The following is a 19,465-nucleotide window of genomic DNA, read 5'->3' as shown; positions in this document are numbered from 1 at the left end:
AATTATTTGCTGTTTATAGTCTTAGTTATTGGTTCAAATAGCACGCATCTGCTTAAAAGTCGCGGTTGATTGGGTTCCACGTCGGCAGGAGGATTGGGGTTGCCGACGGTTTGGAGGCGCTTCGGGTCAGCACCTTGTCGCACTAAAGCATCTCGCACTGCTGCGGCACGCTTGAGCGACAACTGTTGATTTGTAGCAAGTTCCCCAGTTCGATCGCTGTGCCCAATTATCTTAATATGTTTTTGAGGATATTGATCCATGAAATTTTTGACACTGGCGATGATTTCTCCATATGTAGAGTCTAATTTTGTGGTTCCTGGCTCGAAGTAGATGCGGGTTGTAATTTTCAGGGGATCTAATTTAACCGTACTGATGACCGACTGAACACCGGGAATTTGCTTCAAGGACTGAGCTATTTTCTGTGTGTCTGCTAGGTCTATAACTGTGCCATATACTGTAACTTTGCGATCGCCATACCGACTAGAAATAGAAACGCCCGACAAGCGGTTCAAAACAGCGGTGATCCGCTGCACTTCAGCCGCTGCCAAAACAGGATCTGGGGGAACATCTACAGCAACAATTTTATTTTCTAATTTCAGATTGGGTGCAGTTGATGCAGCTATTTTTGCAGCTTTTGCCCGCAATTGTGCATTTGGCAACTGTCCGGTTAACTTGAGAGTGTTGCCCTCAACGCCGGCATTTAAGCGGTAAACCGCTAATTCTGGGGTCGATGCTAAAGCTAAAGCGGCATTTGCTTCGAGGCGGCGGTCAATGCTGCGGTGGTACTGATAAATTCCCCAAGGTACTAAGATTAAGCTCAGGGCGGCTAAACTGATAGCCGCTAGGGCGATCGGGGGTTTTGTTGATTTTTCCGTTTGCAGCGGGTCGAATAAACTTTTTATGTACGGGTGCAGGGACTCAGGTATAGTACCGGGATCGCCGTTAAACTCGTGAATTACTTTAGCATAATTAAGGATGAGATTAGTAACGGTTTGCCGCAGTTTGTTGATGAACGAGTGTGGCGGTTCTCCTTTGATAGCGACTGCCATGTAGCAATATCCCGCTACTTCTAGCAGAATTTTTGAGTCACCGTATTCAATTTGATTTAGTTCGGAAGATTCTCCCGGCTGCACGATGCACTCGTTAACAAAGCTGCGAATAGCTGTCAGCATTCCTGCTACCATTTCTGATTCTAACTGGTAGCTTTCTGAGTTTTGAAATTCGGAAATTATCAAGCCTGATGCTTTGTGAATTAAGAATGCTGCTTGGACGGTAAAGGGTACTGATTCTTTGAGGATTAATTCAGCTTCGGAGACTCCTTGTACTTTGGAGCGAATTTTGCGCTGAACTCCTTCGACGCTGAGGGCATTTGACACTTTTTCATTGATTGTCTTGATAGCTTCTGCCATGTATCGGGAAATTGTACTGCCAATTACGGGATAGAGGGCATCCACCATAGAGTCGCGTTCGAGTTTTATTTGGGCTGTAATCGCTTTGCCCATTTCCGGGGCGAGGGCTTGAGCGATCGACTCTTGGTCGAGGCGAATTTGCTCTTTAATTGCCAGACCGATTTCTGGGGCGATCGCGCGAGCAATATCCGCTGGCGAATTGACTATTTGTTGAGCAAGTGCGTCGGGCAGCAGCTCAGCTATTGCCGCACTCATTGCCGACTTGTTTTCCTGAGTTTTTGCCCTAATTACTTCGTCAATAATTGGCCCGATCGCCTTGACAACTTCTTCTCTGGAATCGGCAATTTTGCGGCTGAGAATTTCTGCGATCCAAGGCAGCATCAACTCAATCAACTCTTGGGGCTCGTAGATTTGGTGCTCCAATTTTCCTAATTTATCGTCGATTTTTGCCATCAGGTGGCGCACCCCCGGCAAGTCGTTTTCTGCCAGCAGATTTTTGACTTGTTCGATATCCGACATTTTTGAGCCGAACATCAGATTTTGCAGCCTTTCCATCGCGCTGTCGGCTTCATTTAAATCTTGTTTAATTTGGCCTAATATTTCTGTCGGCTGTTCTAGTAAGTTTGGGATTTCTATAGCTGAAGCCATCGCAGCATCTAAATATCCAGTTTCTGGTGGATTTGAGACTGGGGAAACTATGGGGTTATGGGGAATTACCGAGAATTTTGAATCGGTTTCGGGAGGGGAAACATCCTGTAAATGCCGATCGAACCCGTGGGATTTTTGAGCCTGTACTTCCTGTAGAGAATCTTTCATTGTCAAGTTAGACAACTCTGGGAGTGGCTCTGATTTCTCCTCCAAATCCGGCTGGGCGATCGCTGAAACATCTATAGTTTTAGCGGAGAAATAGTCTTTTTCCAGTTCTGAAGTGTTGAGTTTGTGAGTAGCGAACAGCAAACTTTTGAACTCATCTTTAACATCCCACAAATCGCCAGACTCGGGTTCGCGATCGCCAGTTTCGGGCAGACTCGCTGCAACTTCCTCTTGCTTTTCTGAAGAAATACCTAACAAATCCATCAACCCGCCGAGATCCCCAGCTCGATCGTTTTCGCCGCTGCTGTCACCTTCGGGCTCTGCATTTTGCTGGTTTGAACCAGCAATAATTTTGAGATCGACTAACAGATTCAGCAAGGGTTCTAGCTGGGTTGCTGTACCGGCAGCAGACTCGTCAGGTTGAGAAACAAAACCCTCTAACTCATTTTCTTCAGCCGGATTTTCTTTCGGTGAAGCCATGCGTTATTATCCGTGATGGTGGCGCTCCGGCAACAGAAATTCGTTATTTAACTTATTATCAGCAACGCCTTTAAGTTCGGGAACAAATTCTGTTCCTTTGAGCCTCATGCCGAGTTCAAACAGAATTTCTGCCATGTCGTCTCTGGAAACTTTAACATCTCTGAGCATGGAAAAGCGCCGGTCGAGTTCTTCAAAAACCTGTGTTTTTAATGTGCGAGTTTCTTCGGAGAGTCGCTCTCTGTTTTGGGATAGTTCGTCGCGAAGCGAACTGGTTTGATTGTCGATCGCCTCGTCGAGGGCTTCAATGCTGCTGGAGAATTTCCGGTTAACGCGATCGACTTGCTGACGGATGTCTGCGCTTTCTTCTTGGGTGTTTGAGGTGAGCGATTTAACTTTCTTTTCTAACGAATCAACTGCCGCCTTCATTTCTGCGGACAGAACTGTTTTCACCTGTTCGATGCGAGCTTGCATATCTTGCTGCATCATCGACAAGTCGGAATCTATTTTATCGAAGCGGTTATCGTATTCTCTAAGCTGCGCTCCAAAAATTATATCGCGAATCTGGTCGATATTTCCCAGCCGTTCCCGCATTTCTTCTTTAGTTATTTCGGCCATACTTGTACCTGGAATCTCCGGAGATTGTGAGTTTAAGAACTGTGCTAGTGATTTACGAAAGTTGTTGGCGGCACTAGCTTTTTTGAATTGGGTGGCATTTTATTGTTTGAACTCTCACCCCTGCGTCGGGGAGGGGATTTTTTAGTGTTTTGACTCTAAATATCCTGAGATTCAAATTCTTGAGCCGGGTATTGTCACCCAAAATGGGGGTTTGCTATCCTTGCCTTGCAGCAAGCTCAGAGGAGCGTAGACTTCCCTGCTATACAGGGGGTGGGTTTTAATGTCTTGTAACCGACATCTTCAATGATATCGCATCTTGAGAGTGCCTAATAGCACAGCGCTTGGGCTGCGGGCGCGATCGCACAGGTCTTATGTATAAAATATAACTCAAAAGCTGCACCGATCGATCGATCGCCGATCGGCTCCGAGGGAAGTTTCCTTTCAGCAGAAAGCACTTATGCCGTCGAACTCTGCCCTCTCTCCCTCTCTAACCCTCTCCTCTTGCGATCGTCCTATAACAATTCATAGGGCCCGATCGACAGCGACCAGACCCAATAATAGGAGAGCTTTGTTTTTTCTAACAAACGAGATGTGTTTCCGATTGAGTGTTACTTACTAGGGTTTACAACTTGTGCAGCTTTACTTTTAATCCGCAACTACAACTAAGTCTGACTCGACTGCTGTTTGGCTTGACTGCTCGATCGGCAGTTCGCCACTATTCCAAGTTGTGTTCGGTTAATTTCTGCTGCGCTTGGGAATCTAGACCGGAGACACCATGCCTATATCCTCGAACTTTCTTTCTAAATATAGCGACCTCCTTTCTCTTTCTGTCCGGGTGTCTATTATTAAGTTAGCACGAGCTTTCCGAGCAGTAAAGCACAATTTGCAAAACTTGATAGGTCTTTACATTACTAAGTATAATGATATAAATATCCACATAGATGTAAGTTCTATTGCTGCTACATCTTTACATACTTAACTGTTTTTGTCATGTCTATTTCTCCTAAGTTTCTCAGTGGCAGCCAAATCCGCCAAACATTCCTCGACTTTTATGCTCAGCGGGGACATAAAATCTTGCCGAGTGCTTCTTTGGTGCCCGAAGATCCGACAGTGTTGCTGACGATCGCCGGAATGCTGCAATTTAAACCGATATTTCTCGGCCAACGGGCGGCAGAATCACCGCGCGCTACCACTTCGCAAAAGTGCATCCGCACCAACGACATCGAAAACGTCGGCCGTACCGCCCGCCACCACACGTTTTTTGAGATGTTGGGCAATTTCAGTTTTGGGGATTATTTCAAGAGACAGGCGATCGCCTGGGCTTGGGAACTTTCCACCGAAGTTTTCGGTTTACCAGCGTCCAATTTGGTTGTTAGCGTTTTCCGAGAAGATGACGAAGCTTTTGCAATTTGGCGCGATGAAATTGGCATTCCGGGCGATCGCATTCAGCGCATGGGAGAAGATGACAATTTCTGGCAATCCGGCCCGACTGGCCCCTGCGGCCCGTGTTCCGAGATTTACTACGATTTCCATCCAGAAAGAGGCGACAATATTGACCTCGAAGATGATAGCAGGTTTATTGAATTCTACAACCTGGTTTTCATGCAGTACAATAAAGATGCAGAGGGCAATTTAACACCGCTGCAAAATCAAAATATTGATACTGGCATGGGACTGGAACGGATGGCGCAAATCCTCCAGAAAGTCCCCAATAATTACGAAACAGATTTGATTTTTCCGATCATTCAATCGGCAGCGGAACTTGCCGGGATTGATTACCACAATAGCGATGAAAAAGTCAAGGTTTCGCTGAAAGTAATTGGCGACCACATTCGGGCTGTGGTGCACATGATTGCGGACGAAATTCGCGCGTCGAATGTGGGTCGGGGTTACATTTTGCGCCGGTTGATTCGCCGGGTGGTGCGCCACGGGCGACTGATTGGAATTCAGGGCGAATTTACGGTGCGGGTGGCTGAAAGTGCGATCGGCCTTTCGGAAGCAGCTTATCCGAACGTGCGGCAGCGGGAAGCTCAAATTAAGGCGGAATTGGCAAGGGAAGAGGCGCAGTTTCTCAAGACTTTGGAACGCGGAGAGAAGCTGCTGGAGGAAATTGTCGATCGCACAAAACAGCAAACCAACCAACAAATCAGCGGTAAAGATGCTTTCACTCTTTACGATACCTACGGTTTCCCCTTAGAACTGACTCAAGAAATTGCTGAGGAACAGGGAATTACTGTGGATTTGGACGGCTTTGAAGCCGCGATGAAGGAACAGCAAATTCGCGCTAAAGATGCTCGCCAAACAATCGATTTGACGGTGCAGGGTTCTTTGGATAAGTTGGCTGAAACAATCCAAGGAACTGAGTTTGTTGGTTATGCTGAATTGTCGAGTTTAGCTGAGGTGGAAGTTATCTTGATTGACGGCAAATCTGTGGATGAAGCAGCCGCCGGCACTGAGGTACAAGTTGTGTTGAACCAAACGCCGTTTTATGCAGAATCCGGCGGACAAATTGGGGATAAAGGCTATTTAAAAAGCGGAGATAATGGTGATGGTTTGTTAGTAAGAGTTGATGATGTGAAGAAGGAATCGGATTTCTTCGTGCATTTCGGCTTGGTGGAACGGGGAACCCTGAGAGTTGGCGATAGTATTACTGCGAAGATTGACAATAGCGGTCGCCGCCGAATTCAGGCTAACCACACAGCAACTCACTTATTACAATCAGCTTTGCGGAAAATTGTGGACGATTCGATTTCGCAAGCTGGTTCGCTGGTATCGTCAGAAAGATTGCGGTTTGATTTCAATTCTCCGCGCGCTGTCACAGCAGAAGAGTTGCAGAAAATTGAGGATTTAGTTAATAGTTGGATTGCTGAAGCCCACGCTGCGGTCGTTGCAGAAATGCCGATCGCCATTGCGAGGGAAAAAGGCGCGACTGCGATGTTTGGCGAGAAGTACGGCGATGTGGTGCGGGTGATCGATTTTCCCGGCGTTTCGATGGAATTGTGCGGCGGGACTCACGTCAGCAATACCGCAGAAATCGGGCTGTTTAAGATTGTTTCCGAAGCGGGGGTAGCGGCGGGAACTCGCAGGATTGAAGCGGTTTCGGGACAAGCTGTTTTGGACTATTTGAACGTGCGGGATAAGGTGGTGCGCGATTTGGGCGATCGATTTAAGGCCAAGCCTGAAGAATTGCCGAACCGGATTACTAATTTGCAGAATGAGTTGAAGGATACTCAGAAACATTTGGCTGCTGTCAAGTCGGAATTGGCGATCGCGAAATCCGACCAGTTGCTGAGTGCGGCTGAGGCGATCGGCGAATTCAAAATCATTGTAGCTCAATTGGGTGATGTGGATACAGAAGCGCTGAAAACTGCGGCGGAAAGATTGCAGCAAAAGTTAGGAAATGCTGCGGTTGTTTTGGCATCAATTCCTGAACCGGACAAGGTAAGTTTGGTGGCTGCTTTTAGTCCTGAAGTCAATAAGAAAGGATTGCAAGCTGGCAAGTTTATCGGGGGAATTGCTCAAATTTGCGGCGGAAAAGGCGGCGGGCGGCCGAATTTGGCGCAAGCTGGGGGACGCGATGCAAGTAAGTTGCAGGAAGCGTTGGAAAGTGCTCGCAATCTGTTAGTTGAAGGGTTGGGTTAATTAGGAAGAAACTCGGCCGTTGAGGAACCCGGCGGTTGAAAATCGCCGATTTCCTAATCAATTAATCCCTAATCCATCGGTGTATCCGTGTCAAAATCCGTGTCGTGCCATAGCTTGTTTTTCTCCCAGAATCAATGTAAAATATCTCAAACATGGGTAGTAAAAAATGAACGAAGAACGCCACCAAGCCTATCTCACCCTGATCCAATCCCTCCTCATCTGGAACAGCGACGAACAAACCGCCATCCTGCAAGCCAATCTCGAATTATTAGACGATGATTTTGCCCGATATCTGCGAGAGTGGGCAACTCAAACTCTGGGAAACTTGGATGCAGACCAAGCATACAATCGTGCTAATATTTTATACAATTTAAATTTTAGATTTTCAAGTCTTCAGCAAGGCAGTCGGGCAAGCAACATAGAGATTGCGATTGCTTGTTTGGATATAGGATTAACTATTTTTACTCGCGAAGTTGACTCAGCAAAATGGGCAATCTTTCAAAATAATCTGGCTAATAAATACAGTTACAGAATCAAAGGAGAACGGGGTGAGAATATCGAAAGGGCGATCGCATTTTATGAAGCAGTTTTAGAAGTTCGTACTCGCGATGCTTTTCCCCAAGATTGGGCAGCTACTCAAAATAATTTGGCACTTGCTTACACAGATAGAATCAAAGGTGAACGGGGTGAAAATATCGAAAGGGCGATCGCATTTTATGAAGCAGCTTTACAAGTTCTCACCCGCGATGCTTTTCCCCAAGATTGGGCAGCTACTCAAAATAATTTGGCAATTGCTTACTATAGCAGAATCAAGGGAGAATGGGGTGAGAATATCGAAAGGGCGATCGCATTTTATCAAGCAGCTTTACAAGTTTACACCCGCGATGCTTTTCCTCAATATTGGGCGATGACTCAAAATAATTTGGCAACTGCTTACAGAGATAGAATCAAAGGAGAACGGGGTGAGAATATCGAAAAGGCTATCGCATTTTATGAAGCTGCTTTACAAGTTCGTACTCGCGATGCTTTTCCCCAAAATTGGGCAGCTACTCAAAATAATTTGGCAACTGCTTACAGAGATAGAATCAAAGGAGAACGGGGTGAGAATATCGAAAAGGCTATCGCATTTTATGAAGCTACTTTAGAAGTTCGCACCCGCGATGCTTTTCCCCAAGATTGGGCACAGACTCAAAATAATTTGGCAATTGCTTACTATAGCAGAATCAAGGGAGAACGGGGTGAGAATATCGAAAGGGCGATCGCATTTTATCAAGCAGCTTTACAAGTTTACACCCGCGATGCTTTTCCTCAATATTGGGCGATGACTCAAAATAATTTGGCAACTGCTTACAGAGATAGAATCAAAGGAGAACGGGGTGAGAATATCGAAAAGGCTATCGCATTTTATGAAGCTGCTTTACAAGTTCGCACCCGCGATGCTTTTCCCCAAGATTGGGCAGCTACTCAACATAATTTGGCACTTGCTTACAGAGATAGAATCAAAGGAGAACGGGGTGAGAATATCGAAAAGGCTATCGCATTTTATGAAGCTGCTTTACAAGTTCGCACCCGCGATGCTTTTCCCCAAGATTGGGCAGCTACTCAAAATAATTTGGCAATTGCTTACTATAGCAGAATCAAGGGAGAACAGGGTGAGAATATCGAAAGGGCGATCGCATTTTATCAAGCAGCTTTACAAGTTTACACCCGCGATGCTTTTCCCCAATATTGGGCGATGACTCAAAATAATTTGGCAATTGCTTACTATTGCAGAATCAAAGGAGAACGGGGTGAGAATATCGAAAATGCGATCGCATTTTATGAAGCTGCTTTACAAGTTCGCACCCGCGATGCTTTTCCCCAAGATTGGGCTCAGACTCAAAATAATTTGGCACTTGCTTACAGTGACCGAATCAAGGGAGAACGGGGTGAGAATCTCGGAAAGGCGATCGCATTTTATGAAGCAGCTTTACAAGTTCGCACTCCCACCGCTTTGCCAATTGACTGTCTGCAAACAGGCAGAAATCTAGGCAATTTAGGATTTGCAGAAAATTTGTGGGAAACAGCCATATTCGGCTACGAAAAAGCCATCGAAGCAGTCGAACAAAGCCGCGAGTGGATAACCTCCGACAACCGCAAACGAGAAATCATCGAAGAAAACCTCGATGTCTACGAAAAAATGATGCAATCCTGCATCAATCACCAAGAATATGACAAAGCCCTGCAAACAATCGAACGCAGCAAATCCCGCTACCTAGTCGAACTCTTCACCAACAGCGAAATCTACCCCAAAACAGCCACCGAAACCGAGAAACAGCAACTCCAAAACCTGCGCCGCCAAATCGCCGCCTCCCAACAATTCCTAGAAACAGAAACCCCATCTCCTCCCCCTCTTTCTCCCCCCCTTACCAAGGGGGGGCCGGGGGGGGTTCCAGATGACTCTCCCTCACAACGCACAACCCAAACCCGCAGTCTCAGCCCCGAATATTTCCAACAACAAAAAGCCAAATTAGAAACAACCTTACAGCAACTAGCACAACTGCTGGAACAGATAAAACAGCGAGAACCAGAATTCTCGCTAACTCAAAAAGTCGAACCCATCGACATCACCGAATTCCAACAAACCTTAGACACCGAAACAGCAATCATAGAATGGTACATCGGCAATAACTCCAACTCCGAGGATAGCTGGGGAGGATCGGCCTTCATCATCACCCGCGACAGCATAAAACCAGTCACATATACCACAACCGAAATAGCCGAATTAGAAACCTGGAAAAACAACTATCTCGACGAATACCGCAACAAAAATACCAACACAACCTGGCAAAAAACCCTATCCCAAAAACTCGAAAAACTCTCAGAAATCCTGCGACTAAACGAGATAATCGCCCACATCCCCCCCAACTGCCAACAACTAATCCTAGTACCCCACCGCTACCTGCACCTATTCCCCCTCCACGCCCTACAATTCACCTCAGAAACCCGATTTCAAGAAAAAACCAACTTTCGCGGATACCTCCTCGACAGCTTCCCCGCAGGCGTGAAATACGCCCCCAGCTTGCAACTGCTGGAAATCGTAAAAAATCGCATCACCGCCAGAAACTCCCCCCGACCAAATCAGCAACAACTATTCGCCCTCCAGAATCCCACCGAAGACTTATTCAACGCCGACATGGAAGTAGAAACCATCAAAACCCGATTCAATCCGCATCAAATTTTACTCAAAAAACAAGCCACAAAAACCGCCCTCAACGAAAACAGAGAAAACCTCTCAAACGCCAACTACCTGCACTTTTCCTGTCACGGCGTCTTCAACTTTGACTATCCGCTGCTGTCATCCCTAGTCTTAGCCGATTCCCTGGAACCGCAAACCTCACCCCCGCCCCCAGAGTCAAATCAGCCCGCTGAAAAACAGCCCTATGTCACCCTACGCAGCGGCAGACAAGCCATCCCAGAAAAATGCCTCACCCTGCGAGAAATCTTTGCCGAATTGCAGTTACCGCAGTGCAATCTCGTCACACTTTCCGCCTGCGAAACCGGGTTAACCGACTCAACCACAATGACGGATGAATACATTGGTTTACCCAGCGGTTTCTTGTATGCGGGTAGCATGAATGTTGTCAGCAGTCTGTGGGCTGTCGATGATTTTGCCACCGCAATTTTGATGATTAAATTTTATCAGGAATTGCCGGATGCCGATTCCGTAGCCCTCGCTTTGAATGCGGCGCAAAACTGGATGCGCGGTGTTAGTAAGGAGGATGTTAGAGTTTGGGTAAAATTGTTAAATTTAGATGAAAAATGGCAACAAGGTACGGAATTGTGGTTAATTAACTCGAATGAAGAACAGCCTTTCAGCGATCCGAAATATTGGGCGGCCTTCTGTGCAACGGGGTATTAAGTTAGATGTGCCATCAGGATTTTGTAGGGGCGGGTTTTACAAACAATATATAACGATGATCAACAATCTAGATAAACCCGCCCCGCACCACCAATAACCCAAATCAACCTGAAATTTGCATCGAATGTTAAAATGTAGATGATGATTTTTCGTTTGGTGGGGGCGGGTTTTTGAGATTGTTTGTTTCAGGCAATTATGGTTGGTGAAACCCGCCCCTACAAATCTATATTTTTTAATCACGGGAGTAATTACAATGGAACCTGACAAAATTATCAATGTTTTTCTCCAATGGCTGCACGAAAATCCGAGTATTTTCATGCCGACAGCATGGCAAGATTTACCCGAATTAAAAACAGAAATGGGAGAATTCGCAGACGATCAATTGTTTCCTATTGCTATGGCTATCAGCAAGTGGTGCGCCCGTCATCAATTGGGAGAAGAATTAAAAATTGCGGCCGGCCAAAACAAAAAAGAAATCGACGATCCGGGCGAATCCACCCCACCTACCCCTGACCCACTAACTAACATCACTCAAACTCTGCGTCAAAGCATTGAAGATAGCTACAAAAAAATTCAAAAAGAACTCAATGCAGAGAATCAATCAAATACAGACAATGACTGAAAACAGTAAAATCTATGCCCCCAACGTCTATTTATTTGCCTTTCACCTCTGCCAACCCTTAGAATCAGAGTCGATTTCCCCTGGAGAATTCACCAAGTTGTGGCAGAAGTGCGATGAGATTTTGCAAACTAAATTAGCAGTCGGTAAAGCATTCAACGGCAGCTACGTGTCCAAAAAAGACGAACCTGCCGGATGGCGAGTCAACCTGATTAAAAAAGAAGTTGTTGGTCAGCGAAATTCTCTGGCTTTTGATAAGAATATTTCCCACGAAAACCAACAAATTAGCCTCAAAGGTTTCGCCCAACCGCTGCGGATTGATGACAGCTACGCTTTGGGTTTACAAATTCGCGTTCCCGAAAAAGTTGACGGCAATAAAACACCTGCTGTCGATGTTAGCATCTTCAAGGAATTTAATCCCGATAACTGCTTGCTGCCGGATTTTGTGCAGAGTTATTTCGGTCAAACTCTGCTGCTTACGGCTTGGCTGAGTGTTGAACAAAATCAGGCGGCGCGGGCAGATTCGCAGTTTCTCCAAGCTTTAGGCAAACAGTGTCTGGAAAAGTTGATTTCTGGTCAAAATCAGCCGGATTTTTACCGTCAAGGCGAGTTATTCGGCAGTCCGATTTTGGAGTACGGCAATCCGAGTCAGCCCGATAGTTACTGTCACATTATTATCTGGTTTTTCAACAGTCCCGCAACTGATGAAATCTGGGATGAGACGCGGTACAGCGATTTTATGGATTTGTTTTTGTACCGAAATAAGATTCTTCGCGCTTATCACGATAGCCGCAAACTTTACCTGGTGACTCGCGACGAATACAAACAAATTGAACTCAATATTGACGCGACTTTCAAGTATTTGCAGCAAGACGAAGCCCACCAGCGACAATTGAAAGGTGCGGGTTTAAAGCAAGAGGAACTAGAACATCTGGAACGTCAGACAATCGAGATGCCGCCGCGCGCTGTGAAGTATGCCCGGTTGCTGATGGATTTGGAGTTTCGCCAAAATACGATCGCCATTAACGCCCAAAATTACCAGGATAAATTAAATCAAATAAGTGTTGACTTAAAAGCAAGAAACAAGTACAATGATAGTGATATTAATTTAAGTTTCCTCGAAACATTCAGCAAAGAAACTTGCCCGCAGTTTCAAAGGCAGATTCAAGCAGATTTAGGCTATTTCAAACACGGTTCCGGCTTGCTAGACCAAGCAACCGAGGCAATTAGAGCTATTGTGGCGATCGAAGAAGCTTATCGGGATGCGAAACTAGAGGTAACGATTCAAGCTGTCGGCTTTAGTTTGGGAGTAGCCGGGTTAGTGGCTGGCAGTTCTCCTTATTTGATTAAACAAGACCCGCCGAACCAGATGGTTGCTTTGCCTTTGCTGAAGGTGGGAATTAATTCTTTTGCCTTCGTATTGTTGATTAGTATCGGTGCGGGGTTTGGGGTTTGGCTTTTGGTTATGTTGGGGGCAAATTCCAAGAATCTACTAGGTAAGTTCAAGAATCTACTAAATAGAAATAAGCAGTTGCCGCCGCAATAATCCCGCTTCCGGGCGGGCAAATCACCCGCCCCAGAAAAAGATTAGCCTTAATATTGAGGTACAGACGGGTCTACTTCTTCACTCCAAGCAGTAATTCCGCCCTTAACATTAGTCCCCTCAATTCCAGCTTCCTTCAAAATCCCCAAAGCCTTCGCAGAACGCCCGCCCATTTTGCAGTGTGCAATCAAGCGGTGTCCGTTCAACAATTCCTTGACCTTAGCGACACCTTCGCCGTGTTCGATATCCGGCAAAGGAACCAAAACAGACCCAGGAATTTGAGCAATTTGATACTCGTTGGGATTGCGAACATCTAACAATACAAAATCCTTCGCACCGCTGTCGATTAACTCCTTAAGTTCTGCGACAGTCATCTCAGAAATTTGCTGTTGTTCTTGCGCTTCCTGCGCTTTAGCTTGAGGAATGCCGCAGAATTGTTCGTAATCGATTAACTTTTCAATTACCGGACGCACTGGATTAGGCCGCAGTTTCAATTGCCGGAACGTCATATCTAAGGCATTGTAAAGCAACAGTCTGCCGCTCAAAGTAGTGCCTTGACCCAAGATAATCTTGATAGCTTCCGTTGCTTGGATAGAACCGACAACTCCGCACAAAACTCCTAAAACGCCGCCTTCGGCACAAGAAGGAACCATCCCAGGAGGCGGGGGTTCCGGGTACAAATCGCGGTAATTCGGCCCGCCTTCGTAGTTGAAAACTGTTGCTTGCCCTTCAAATCGGAAGATGGAACCGTAGACGTTGGGCTTGTTTAAAAGCACGCAAACGTCGTTCATCAAATAGCGAGTCGGGAAGTTGTCCGTGCCGTCGATAATGATATCGTAAGGAGTGGCAATGTCGATCGCATTTTCCGAACTAACGCGAGTTTCGTACAAATCAACTTGACAAAAAGGATTAATTTCTAAAATCCGATTTTTAGCCGACTCAATCTTCGGTTTCCCAACCCAAGAAGTGCCGTGAATTACCTGCCGCTGCAAATTGGAATGGTCAACAATATCAAAGTCTACAATCCCAATGCGACCAACACCGGCGGCTGCTAAATACAGCAGCAGCGGCGAACCGAGGCCTCCCGTACCGATGCAGAGCACGCTGGCAGCTTTGAGACGCTTCTGCCCTTCCAATCCAACTTCTGGCAGGATCAGGTGGCGAGAGTAGCGTTCGTATTCTTGTTTGTTGAGCTGGATCTCGTCCAGATTAGGATTTAGCATGATATTGTGTGTAGCGCCGATTTAGAATTATATCCTATCTGAATCTTTCGCATTTTTACGTGTTTGTTATTTTTACTAATTATTTCTTAATCTCAGTCGGTTCGGCTGCGAGAATTTCCTCTGCTTGAAAGTTCCCCTCTCCGTCAAGACTCCAACTGCGGAGGTCTTCCGAACAGCCTTGTCGGACGGACACAATGATGTAAGAGTATTGGGCCCAGGCTAATGTCCGATCGCACTCTGAGGGCACTGCGGGACAATCCGTGTGAGAATGATATATACCGATAATATCCAGAGTGCGATCGCGCCCGTGTTTCATCGCCCGCAACATATCTTCGGGCTTGATAGCATATCTGCGTCTTTCTGTCAATTCTTTTTGTTCCGGCCAATTCTCTTCAGCCTCAGCACTCCAAGCATTTTCAGTCGGCCAAACTTCTACTAAAGTTTTAACACCAGCAGTAACTCGACCGAGCAACAAACCGCAGCATTCTTCTGGATAAGCGCTTTCGGCGTGGGTGCGGATGGATAAAATGTGAGAGTCGGAAAGTGCGATCGGCTGCATAGGATTTTATTGTAGATTTGATTGTTAGGACTAAGGCCAACTTTCACAAATAGGGGTGAAATTTTAGGTATGTAGTTGCGCTTTAGCGCTCTTTCATATCCTAAGAGCGCTAAAGCGCAACTACATACCTTTGTTAAATGCGAGAGTCGGAAAGTGCGATCGGCTGCATGGGATTTTATTGTATATTTTCTTATTGTAAAGTGCGATCGGGCTTTTTTTCAAACGAACCGCGAAGACGCGAAGGACACGAAGCAAGACAAGAGAAGAGAAGAGAAAGAATTCAAAAAAGTAGCATAATTAATTACCTGCACTTAATCTAAACGTTAGATTTTTCGGCTCTTTCTCATTCTTTTTCTCTGTGTCCTCTGCGCCCTCTGCGGTTCATAAAAAAAATGTAGGGTGCGAAATACGCACCTTACGGATGAATTTAATTAATTCAATTAAGAGGGAGTTTGCTGCAACTCAGGCCGTTCATCTGGAACGATCGCACCTTCGACAGGACACACCTGCAAACAAATGCCGCAGTCAATACAGGTATCAAAATCAATCCAAAACCAATCAGTACCCTTGACATTTTTGCCTGGGCCGGGGTGAATGCAAGCAACCGGACAAGCGCCGACGCAATCAGCAACTCCCTCGCAAATATTCGTAACAATAGTGTGTGCCATATTTCAATTTTGGATGTTAGATTTTGGATGAGAAATTAGCAATTGGTAATTAGGAATTACGTTTCAAACAGACCCTAATTTACCGTTTCAATAGTTGGCAATCCTTCGGCATTTACCCAAGCAATTTGAGCAATTCGTCGATCGCGCGCGTATTCCCGGGCCGCCTCCGCAGTCTCCCGACTCTCCAAATCTATTTCTACCCGAACTAGGTGAGCAGACTCTCGGAGTTTGCGAGCGTAAGCAAACGCGGCGGCCCCAGCTTCTGGAGTTTGAGCCACAACCAACCAGTCGCTGGCTGGCGTCTCGCTGGGCAATTTCCCCTCTGTCAGCAAAACTTGGTGCAAATCTTCAATATTCAGGCAAAACCCGATGCCGGGGGAATTTTGTCCTTGGGGATCGAACAGTCCTAAAAGTTGGTCGTAGCGTCCCCCTTGTCCTAAAACTCGCTGTCCTGTCTTGCTGCTGCTGACAACTTCAAACACAATTCCAGTGTAGTAGTCAAATGTTTGAATTAAACTCAAATCGAGGTGAATGTGGGATTTGAGATTGGGGATTTTTGACTGGCATTTGTGCAGCAATTCGATCGCAGATTTGAGATTGTTTAACGCGGATTGCTGCGGCAAATCTAAATCCAGCTTGGCAACAATTGGCAACACCTCTTCTGGGCGGCCGCGCAAGTCAAATAACAGCAGAGCTCTTTCTCGCAATTCGGCTGACAGCGGCAAAGTTTCCAAGGCAATTCGATCGAGATTGGCGATCGCCCCCCGAACTTTTTGGCGCACGTTTGGCGGAAACGGTTCCAGCAATCTTGCAGTCAAGCCCGCTTCTCCCAAAACCAAATGCCAGTCATCAATTCCCAAGCTCTGCAAGCACTCAGAGAGCAGCAGCAGCACTTCCGCATCCGCAACCGTCCCGCCCGCGCCGAGCAGCTCTACCCCAGCTTGATAGAACTCCTGTTGCCCGCCTGAGCCAGTATCTGGGCCTTTGCGGAACACGTTAGCGTTGTAGTAGAGGCGCTGAGGCTGCCAGCGAGTCCCGGCCATCCGCATTGCAGCCGCGCGGGCGATGGATGCTGTCAATTCCGGCCGCAAACCGAGTTCTCCATCCTCGGCGTCTTGCAGTTGAATTAAGGTCGATCGGTCGATCGCGCCCCCAGCCATCAATGTCTCCAGCCTTTCTAGGGTAGAGGTAATAATCCGGTGATAGCCCCAGCGGTGAAAAACCTGCTGCAAGCGCCGTTCGATCGAAATTTTTTGAGCAACGTCAAGGGGCAATAAATCTCTTGCACCGGATGGGGGTTGGTGAACCATATCAATTTTAGATTTTAGACTTTAGATTTTAGATGGGGCTTAGAAGCTTAGGTTTATGGACGGTGTTAAAGTCGAACCAGGCTAGCTTAACATTCGACTTTAACAAATTAACTACCAGCCGGGAAGTCCCTCGTTATATTTAGAGGGGATTAATCTGAGCGCTGCGCGAAGTACCCCGAATAAATTACCGCAGGGATGTCCAGAAGCGTCGGATGTCGCGGACGGAAGCCGACAATTATTTCTTTATACCCATTGATAGTCTGGAAATACTCTGGTACTGTATTAGTAAGTGGGGGTGGAACTACCTCACTATAAAAAGCCTTTGCAAAAAAGGAAATACGAAGCCTGCGTACTAACGGTACTCCGTTGAACGCCTGGTTTGTTCACGGTGTCATATCAATTTTAGATTTTAGATTTTAGATTTTAGATTGGGCTTAGAAGCTTAGCTTTAGGGGACGGTGTTAAAGTCGAAGAAGGCAAGCTTAACATTCGACTTTAACAAATTAAGGCGTCATATCGTTTTCGTTGGCATCGGAATTATCATTTTCCCCGTCAGTGCGATCGTCCCGTTCTTTCTGGAGCATCCGCGATCGCGGGACGCTCATACTGACGGTATAATTCCGACTGCGATCGGATGTGATATCACCCAGTCTTGATTCTTGTGAGCGATCTCACTCCACTGCTGAGCAGTTCGCCAATTTCTAAATATTCAAGACTCACAATTCACAACTTCTCACTTCTTCTTCCCGCCAAACAAACTTGCAAAAAATCCCGGTTTTTCGTCACCTTTTTTGCCCTTTGCAGAAGCTTGTTCCAGCTTTTTCTTAACCTCCAAAGCCGTCGGTTCTTCAGGATTTGATGCCAAAGCTTTTTGCACCTCAAGTTTTGCCATTGTGGCTTGATCTTGTTGAAGGTAACACATTGCTAACATAGCGTGGGCCTTGCTGTGTTTCGGCTCGCGCTTCAGGGCTTCCCTCAACTCCAAACTTGCTTTAGCGTAATTTTTGCTGTCCATGAATCCTTGAGCTCGGCGGCAAGAGGCTTCTGCCAGCGAGTCTATTGCCGGAGTTGTGGTTTTAGTTGGGGTTGTGGTTTTAGTTGGGGTTGGGGTTGGGGTTGGGGTTGGGGGGTCTGTTTTTTTTAGCCGTTTATCGTCGGTTGGGGGTGGTGGCGGCGGGTTTGGAATGCCTTGGCGCTCTTTTCGCAGCAGGTAAACCATGTTGAGTTCGCTGATTTGACCGATCGCATCTTCGGTTTCCTTAACTGATTCGTACTGCTTGAGAGCGAGTTTGCTAACTGCTGTTTTGTAAGCTTCTTCCCAATTTTTAGCGGTAACTAACTGTTTGGCTGCTTCGCTTTCAATTTGCATTTTCGCCTGTTCTTTAACGACGCGCTTGGCGATGGCTGCTAATAGCAGGCTGTATTCTTTGCGATCGCTTTCCTTAGAGAATTTGTTGTAGGCCGGATTGACTACTTTTGACAAAAATTGGTTGGCCCAATCTTTATCTGCTTGGTCTTCAAAAGAGCAAGTATCCGAATGCAAGCGGCGGGCGATTTTCATATAGCGCTTGCGGATGTCGTTAAACTCGGCGTCTAAGGGAACTCCCAAAATTGCGTGCTGATCGATAAAGTCATACTTGAACAGCCCTTTTGTCATTTCAAAAGACATAACTTTTACTCTTCCTTTCCTGGCTTTTCACTATTCTTTAATGTAGCTTGAGTCAAGGGGTTGTGACCCCCGTACTACCCCCGATCCCTGGCTGCGGGGGCGCTACTTCCACGAATATAAGGGAGGAACTGCTAGCAGTGCGCTGCTGAGTTCGGCGTGTATTTTGCCGTTTGTGGCCAAAACCCGACCCGAGTCGATCTCAAAGGCACTGCCGTCATAAGCTGTAATTTGACCTCCGGCTTCGGAGACGATGAGTACACCCGCTGCTACGTCCCAAGGGGAGAGTCCCCGTTCCCAGTATCCGTCCGATCGCCCCATCGCGAGGTGTGCGAGGTCTAGGGATGCCGAACCGCTGCGCCGCACGCCTTGGGTGAGGTGGGTGAGGTGACAGAATTCGGCATAGTTATTGTCTGCTGTTTCGCGCCGATCGTATGCAAAGCCAGTGACTAACAAGCTGGTTCTCAATTCTGAGATTTGGGAAACTTGGATGGGCTTCCGGTTGCAGGTTGCTCCCAATCCTTTGCCTGCCCGAAACAATTCGTTATGAAAAGGGTCAAAAATTACTCCAATTTGTGGTACGCCGTCAATTAACAGTCCGATCGACACGGCCCAAAAAGGATATTGGTGAGCATAATTGGTTGTGCCGTCCAAAGGGTCGATCGCCCACAGGTATTTGCTGCTGGCATCCCCTAATTTGCCGGATTCTTCGGCAAGGATGCCGTGGTCGGGTACGTGGCGGCCCAGAATTTCTAAGATAACGGCTTCTGAGGCTTTGTCGGCTTCTGTGACTAAATCGCCCGATCGGCCTTTTTCTTGAATGTTTTCTAATTTTCCGCAGAAAGATTTCAGGACGGAACCGGCGGCTAGGGCTGCTTCGGTGGCTATTTCTAAGAAGTTTTGCAGTTGATTGTCAGTCATTTGTTAGTTGTTAGTTGTCAGTTGTTAGTTGTCAGTTGTTAGTTGTTAGTTGTTAGTTGTTAGTTGTTAGTTGTTAGTTGTTAGTTGTTAGTTGTT

At 46.5% G+C, this 19,465-nt stretch carries 13 protein-coding genes; 4 read left to right on the top strand and 9 right to left on the bottom strand.

The genetic code is table 11. From position 1 onward, the window contains the following. Positions 1-2: 2 nt before the first annotated feature. The 3 genes from QUA56_RS28745 to QUA56_RS28735 form a co-directional block, all read right to left on the bottom strand. Complete coding sequence (locus QUA56_RS28745; RefSeq protein ID WP_333365075.1) at positions 3-2,702, bottom strand: OmpA family protein; 2,700 nt, start codon at positions 2,700-2,702, stop codon at positions 3-5. Positions 2,703-2,708: 6 nt separating this feature from the next. After that, positions 2,709-3,317, bottom strand: coding sequence for a hypothetical protein (locus QUA56_RS28740; RefSeq protein WP_333365073.1), 609 nt, complete (start codon positions 3,315-3,317; stop codon positions 2,709-2,711). Positions 3,318-3,643: 326 nt separating this feature from the next. Next, a complete protein-coding gene (locus QUA56_RS28735; RefSeq protein ID WP_333365070.1) occupies positions 3,644-3,772 on the bottom strand; it encodes a hypothetical protein in 129 nt (42 codons plus the stop codon). 535 nt (positions 3,773-4,307) lie between these two features. Between QUA56_RS28735 and alaS the strand changes: the two genes are divergently transcribed. The 4 genes from alaS (at position 4,308) to QUA56_RS28715 (ending at position 13,025) form a co-directional block, all read left to right on the top strand. Beyond that, positions 4,308-6,959, top strand: a complete 2,652-nt coding sequence (gene alaS / locus QUA56_RS28730) for an alanine--tRNA ligase (protein WP_333365067.1) — start codon at positions 4,308-4,310, stop codon at positions 6,957-6,959. A gap of 166 nt (positions 6,960-7,125) precedes the next feature. Then, entirely contained in the window at positions 7,126-10,860 is a 3,735-nt protein-coding gene (locus QUA56_RS28725) for a CHAT domain-containing tetratricopeptide repeat protein (protein ID WP_333365065.1), read from the top strand. A 253-nt stretch (positions 10,861-11,113) separates the two neighbouring features. After that, positions 11,114-11,482 (top strand): hypothetical protein, encoded by a 369-nt coding sequence (locus tag QUA56_RS28720; protein ID WP_333365063.1) that lies wholly within the window; start codon positions 11,114-11,116, stop codon positions 11,480-11,482. After that, complete coding sequence (locus tag QUA56_RS28715; RefSeq protein WP_333365060.1) at positions 11,475-13,025, top strand: hypothetical protein; 1,551 nt, start codon at positions 11,475-11,477, stop codon at positions 13,023-13,025. The genes QUA56_RS28720 and QUA56_RS28715 overlap by 8 nt, the downstream gene beginning before the upstream one ends. Positions 13,026-13,072: 47 nt before the next feature. Here QUA56_RS28715 and moeB read toward each other — a convergent pair whose 3' ends face one another. The 6 genes from moeB to QUA56_RS28685 all read right to left on the bottom strand — a co-directional run bounded on the left by moeB (position 13,073) and on the right by QUA56_RS28685 (position 19,369). Next, complete coding sequence (gene moeB, locus QUA56_RS28710) at positions 13,073-14,245, bottom strand: molybdopterin-synthase adenylyltransferase MoeB (RefSeq protein ID WP_333365058.1); 1,173 nt, start codon at positions 14,243-14,245, stop codon at positions 13,073-13,075. 79 nt (positions 14,246-14,324) lie between these two features. Then, a complete protein-coding gene (locus tag QUA56_RS28705) occupies positions 14,325-14,804 on the bottom strand; it encodes a M67 family metallopeptidase (RefSeq protein WP_333365055.1) in 480 nt (159 codons plus the stop codon). Between the two features lie 440 nt (positions 14,805-15,244). Beyond that, entirely contained in the window at positions 15,245-15,472 is a 228-nt protein-coding gene (locus tag QUA56_RS28700; RefSeq protein WP_015174956.1) for an indolepyruvate ferredoxin oxidoreductase subunit alpha, read from the bottom strand. A 74-nt stretch (positions 15,473-15,546) separates the two neighbouring features. Then, positions 15,547-16,782, bottom strand: coding sequence for an ATP phosphoribosyltransferase regulatory subunit (locus tag QUA56_RS28695; protein ID WP_333365052.1), 1,236 nt, complete (start codon positions 16,780-16,782; stop codon positions 15,547-15,549). Positions 16,783-17,515: 733 nt separating this feature from the next. Next, the gene (locus QUA56_RS28690) at positions 17,516-18,451 is read right to left on the bottom strand and encodes a tetratricopeptide repeat protein (protein ID WP_333365049.1); all 936 of its coding nucleotides are present in this window, start codon (positions 18,449-18,451) and stop codon (positions 17,516-17,518) included. A 102-nt stretch (positions 18,452-18,553) separates the two neighbouring features. After that, a complete protein-coding gene (locus QUA56_RS28685) occupies positions 18,554-19,369 on the bottom strand; it encodes an inositol monophosphatase family protein (RefSeq protein ID WP_333365046.1) in 816 nt (271 codons plus the stop codon). Between the last annotated feature and the right edge of the window lie 96 nt (positions 19,370-19,465).

Origin of the sequence: Microcoleus sp. N3A4, assembly GCF_036701805.1 — a bacterium.
Classification (GTDB): domain Bacteria; phylum Cyanobacteriota; class Cyanobacteriia; order Cyanobacteriales; family Microcoleaceae; genus Microcoleus.
This window is presented reverse-complemented; position numbering and strand designations above follow the sequence as displayed.

Coding starts and splice junctions, on each gene's coding strand:
- QUA56_RS28745 (WP_333365075.1), bottom strand. CDS start 2,702: ATGGCTTCACCGAAAGAAAATCCGGCTGAAGAAAATGAGTTAGAGGGT.
- QUA56_RS28740 (WP_333365073.1), bottom strand. CDS start 3,317: ATGGCCGAAATAACTAAAGAAGAAATGCGGGAACGGCTGGGAAATATC.
- alaS (WP_333365067.1), top strand. CDS start 4,308: ATGTCTATTTCTCCTAAGTTTCTCAGTGGCAGCCAAATCCGCCAAACA.
- QUA56_RS28725 (WP_333365065.1), top strand. CDS start 7,126: ATGAACGAAGAACGCCACCAAGCCTATCTCACCCTGATCCAATCCCTC.
- QUA56_RS28720 (WP_333365063.1), top strand. CDS start 11,114: ATGGAACCTGACAAAATTATCAATGTTTTTCTCCAATGGCTGCACGAA.
- QUA56_RS28715 (WP_333365060.1), top strand. CDS start 11,475: ATGACTGAAAACAGTAAAATCTATGCCCCCAACGTCTATTTATTTGCC.
- moeB (WP_333365058.1), bottom strand. CDS start 14,245: ATGCTAAATCCTAATCTGGACGAGATCCAGCTCAACAAACAAGAATAC.
- QUA56_RS28705 (WP_333365055.1), bottom strand. CDS start 14,804: ATGCAGCCGATCGCACTTTCCGACTCTCACATTTTATCCATCCGCACC.
- QUA56_RS28700 (WP_015174956.1), bottom strand. CDS start 15,472: ATGGCACACACTATTGTTACGAATATTTGCGAGGGAGTTGCTGATTGC.
- QUA56_RS28695 (WP_333365052.1), bottom strand. CDS start 16,782: ATGGTTCACCAACCCCCATCCGGTGCAAGAGATTTATTGCCCCTTGAC.
- QUA56_RS28690 (WP_333365049.1), bottom strand. CDS start 18,451: ATGTCTTTTGAAATGACAAAAGGGCTGTTCAAGTATGACTTTATCGAT.
- QUA56_RS28685 (WP_333365046.1), bottom strand. CDS start 19,369: ATGACTGACAATCAACTGCAAAACTTCTTAGAAATAGCCACCGAAGCA.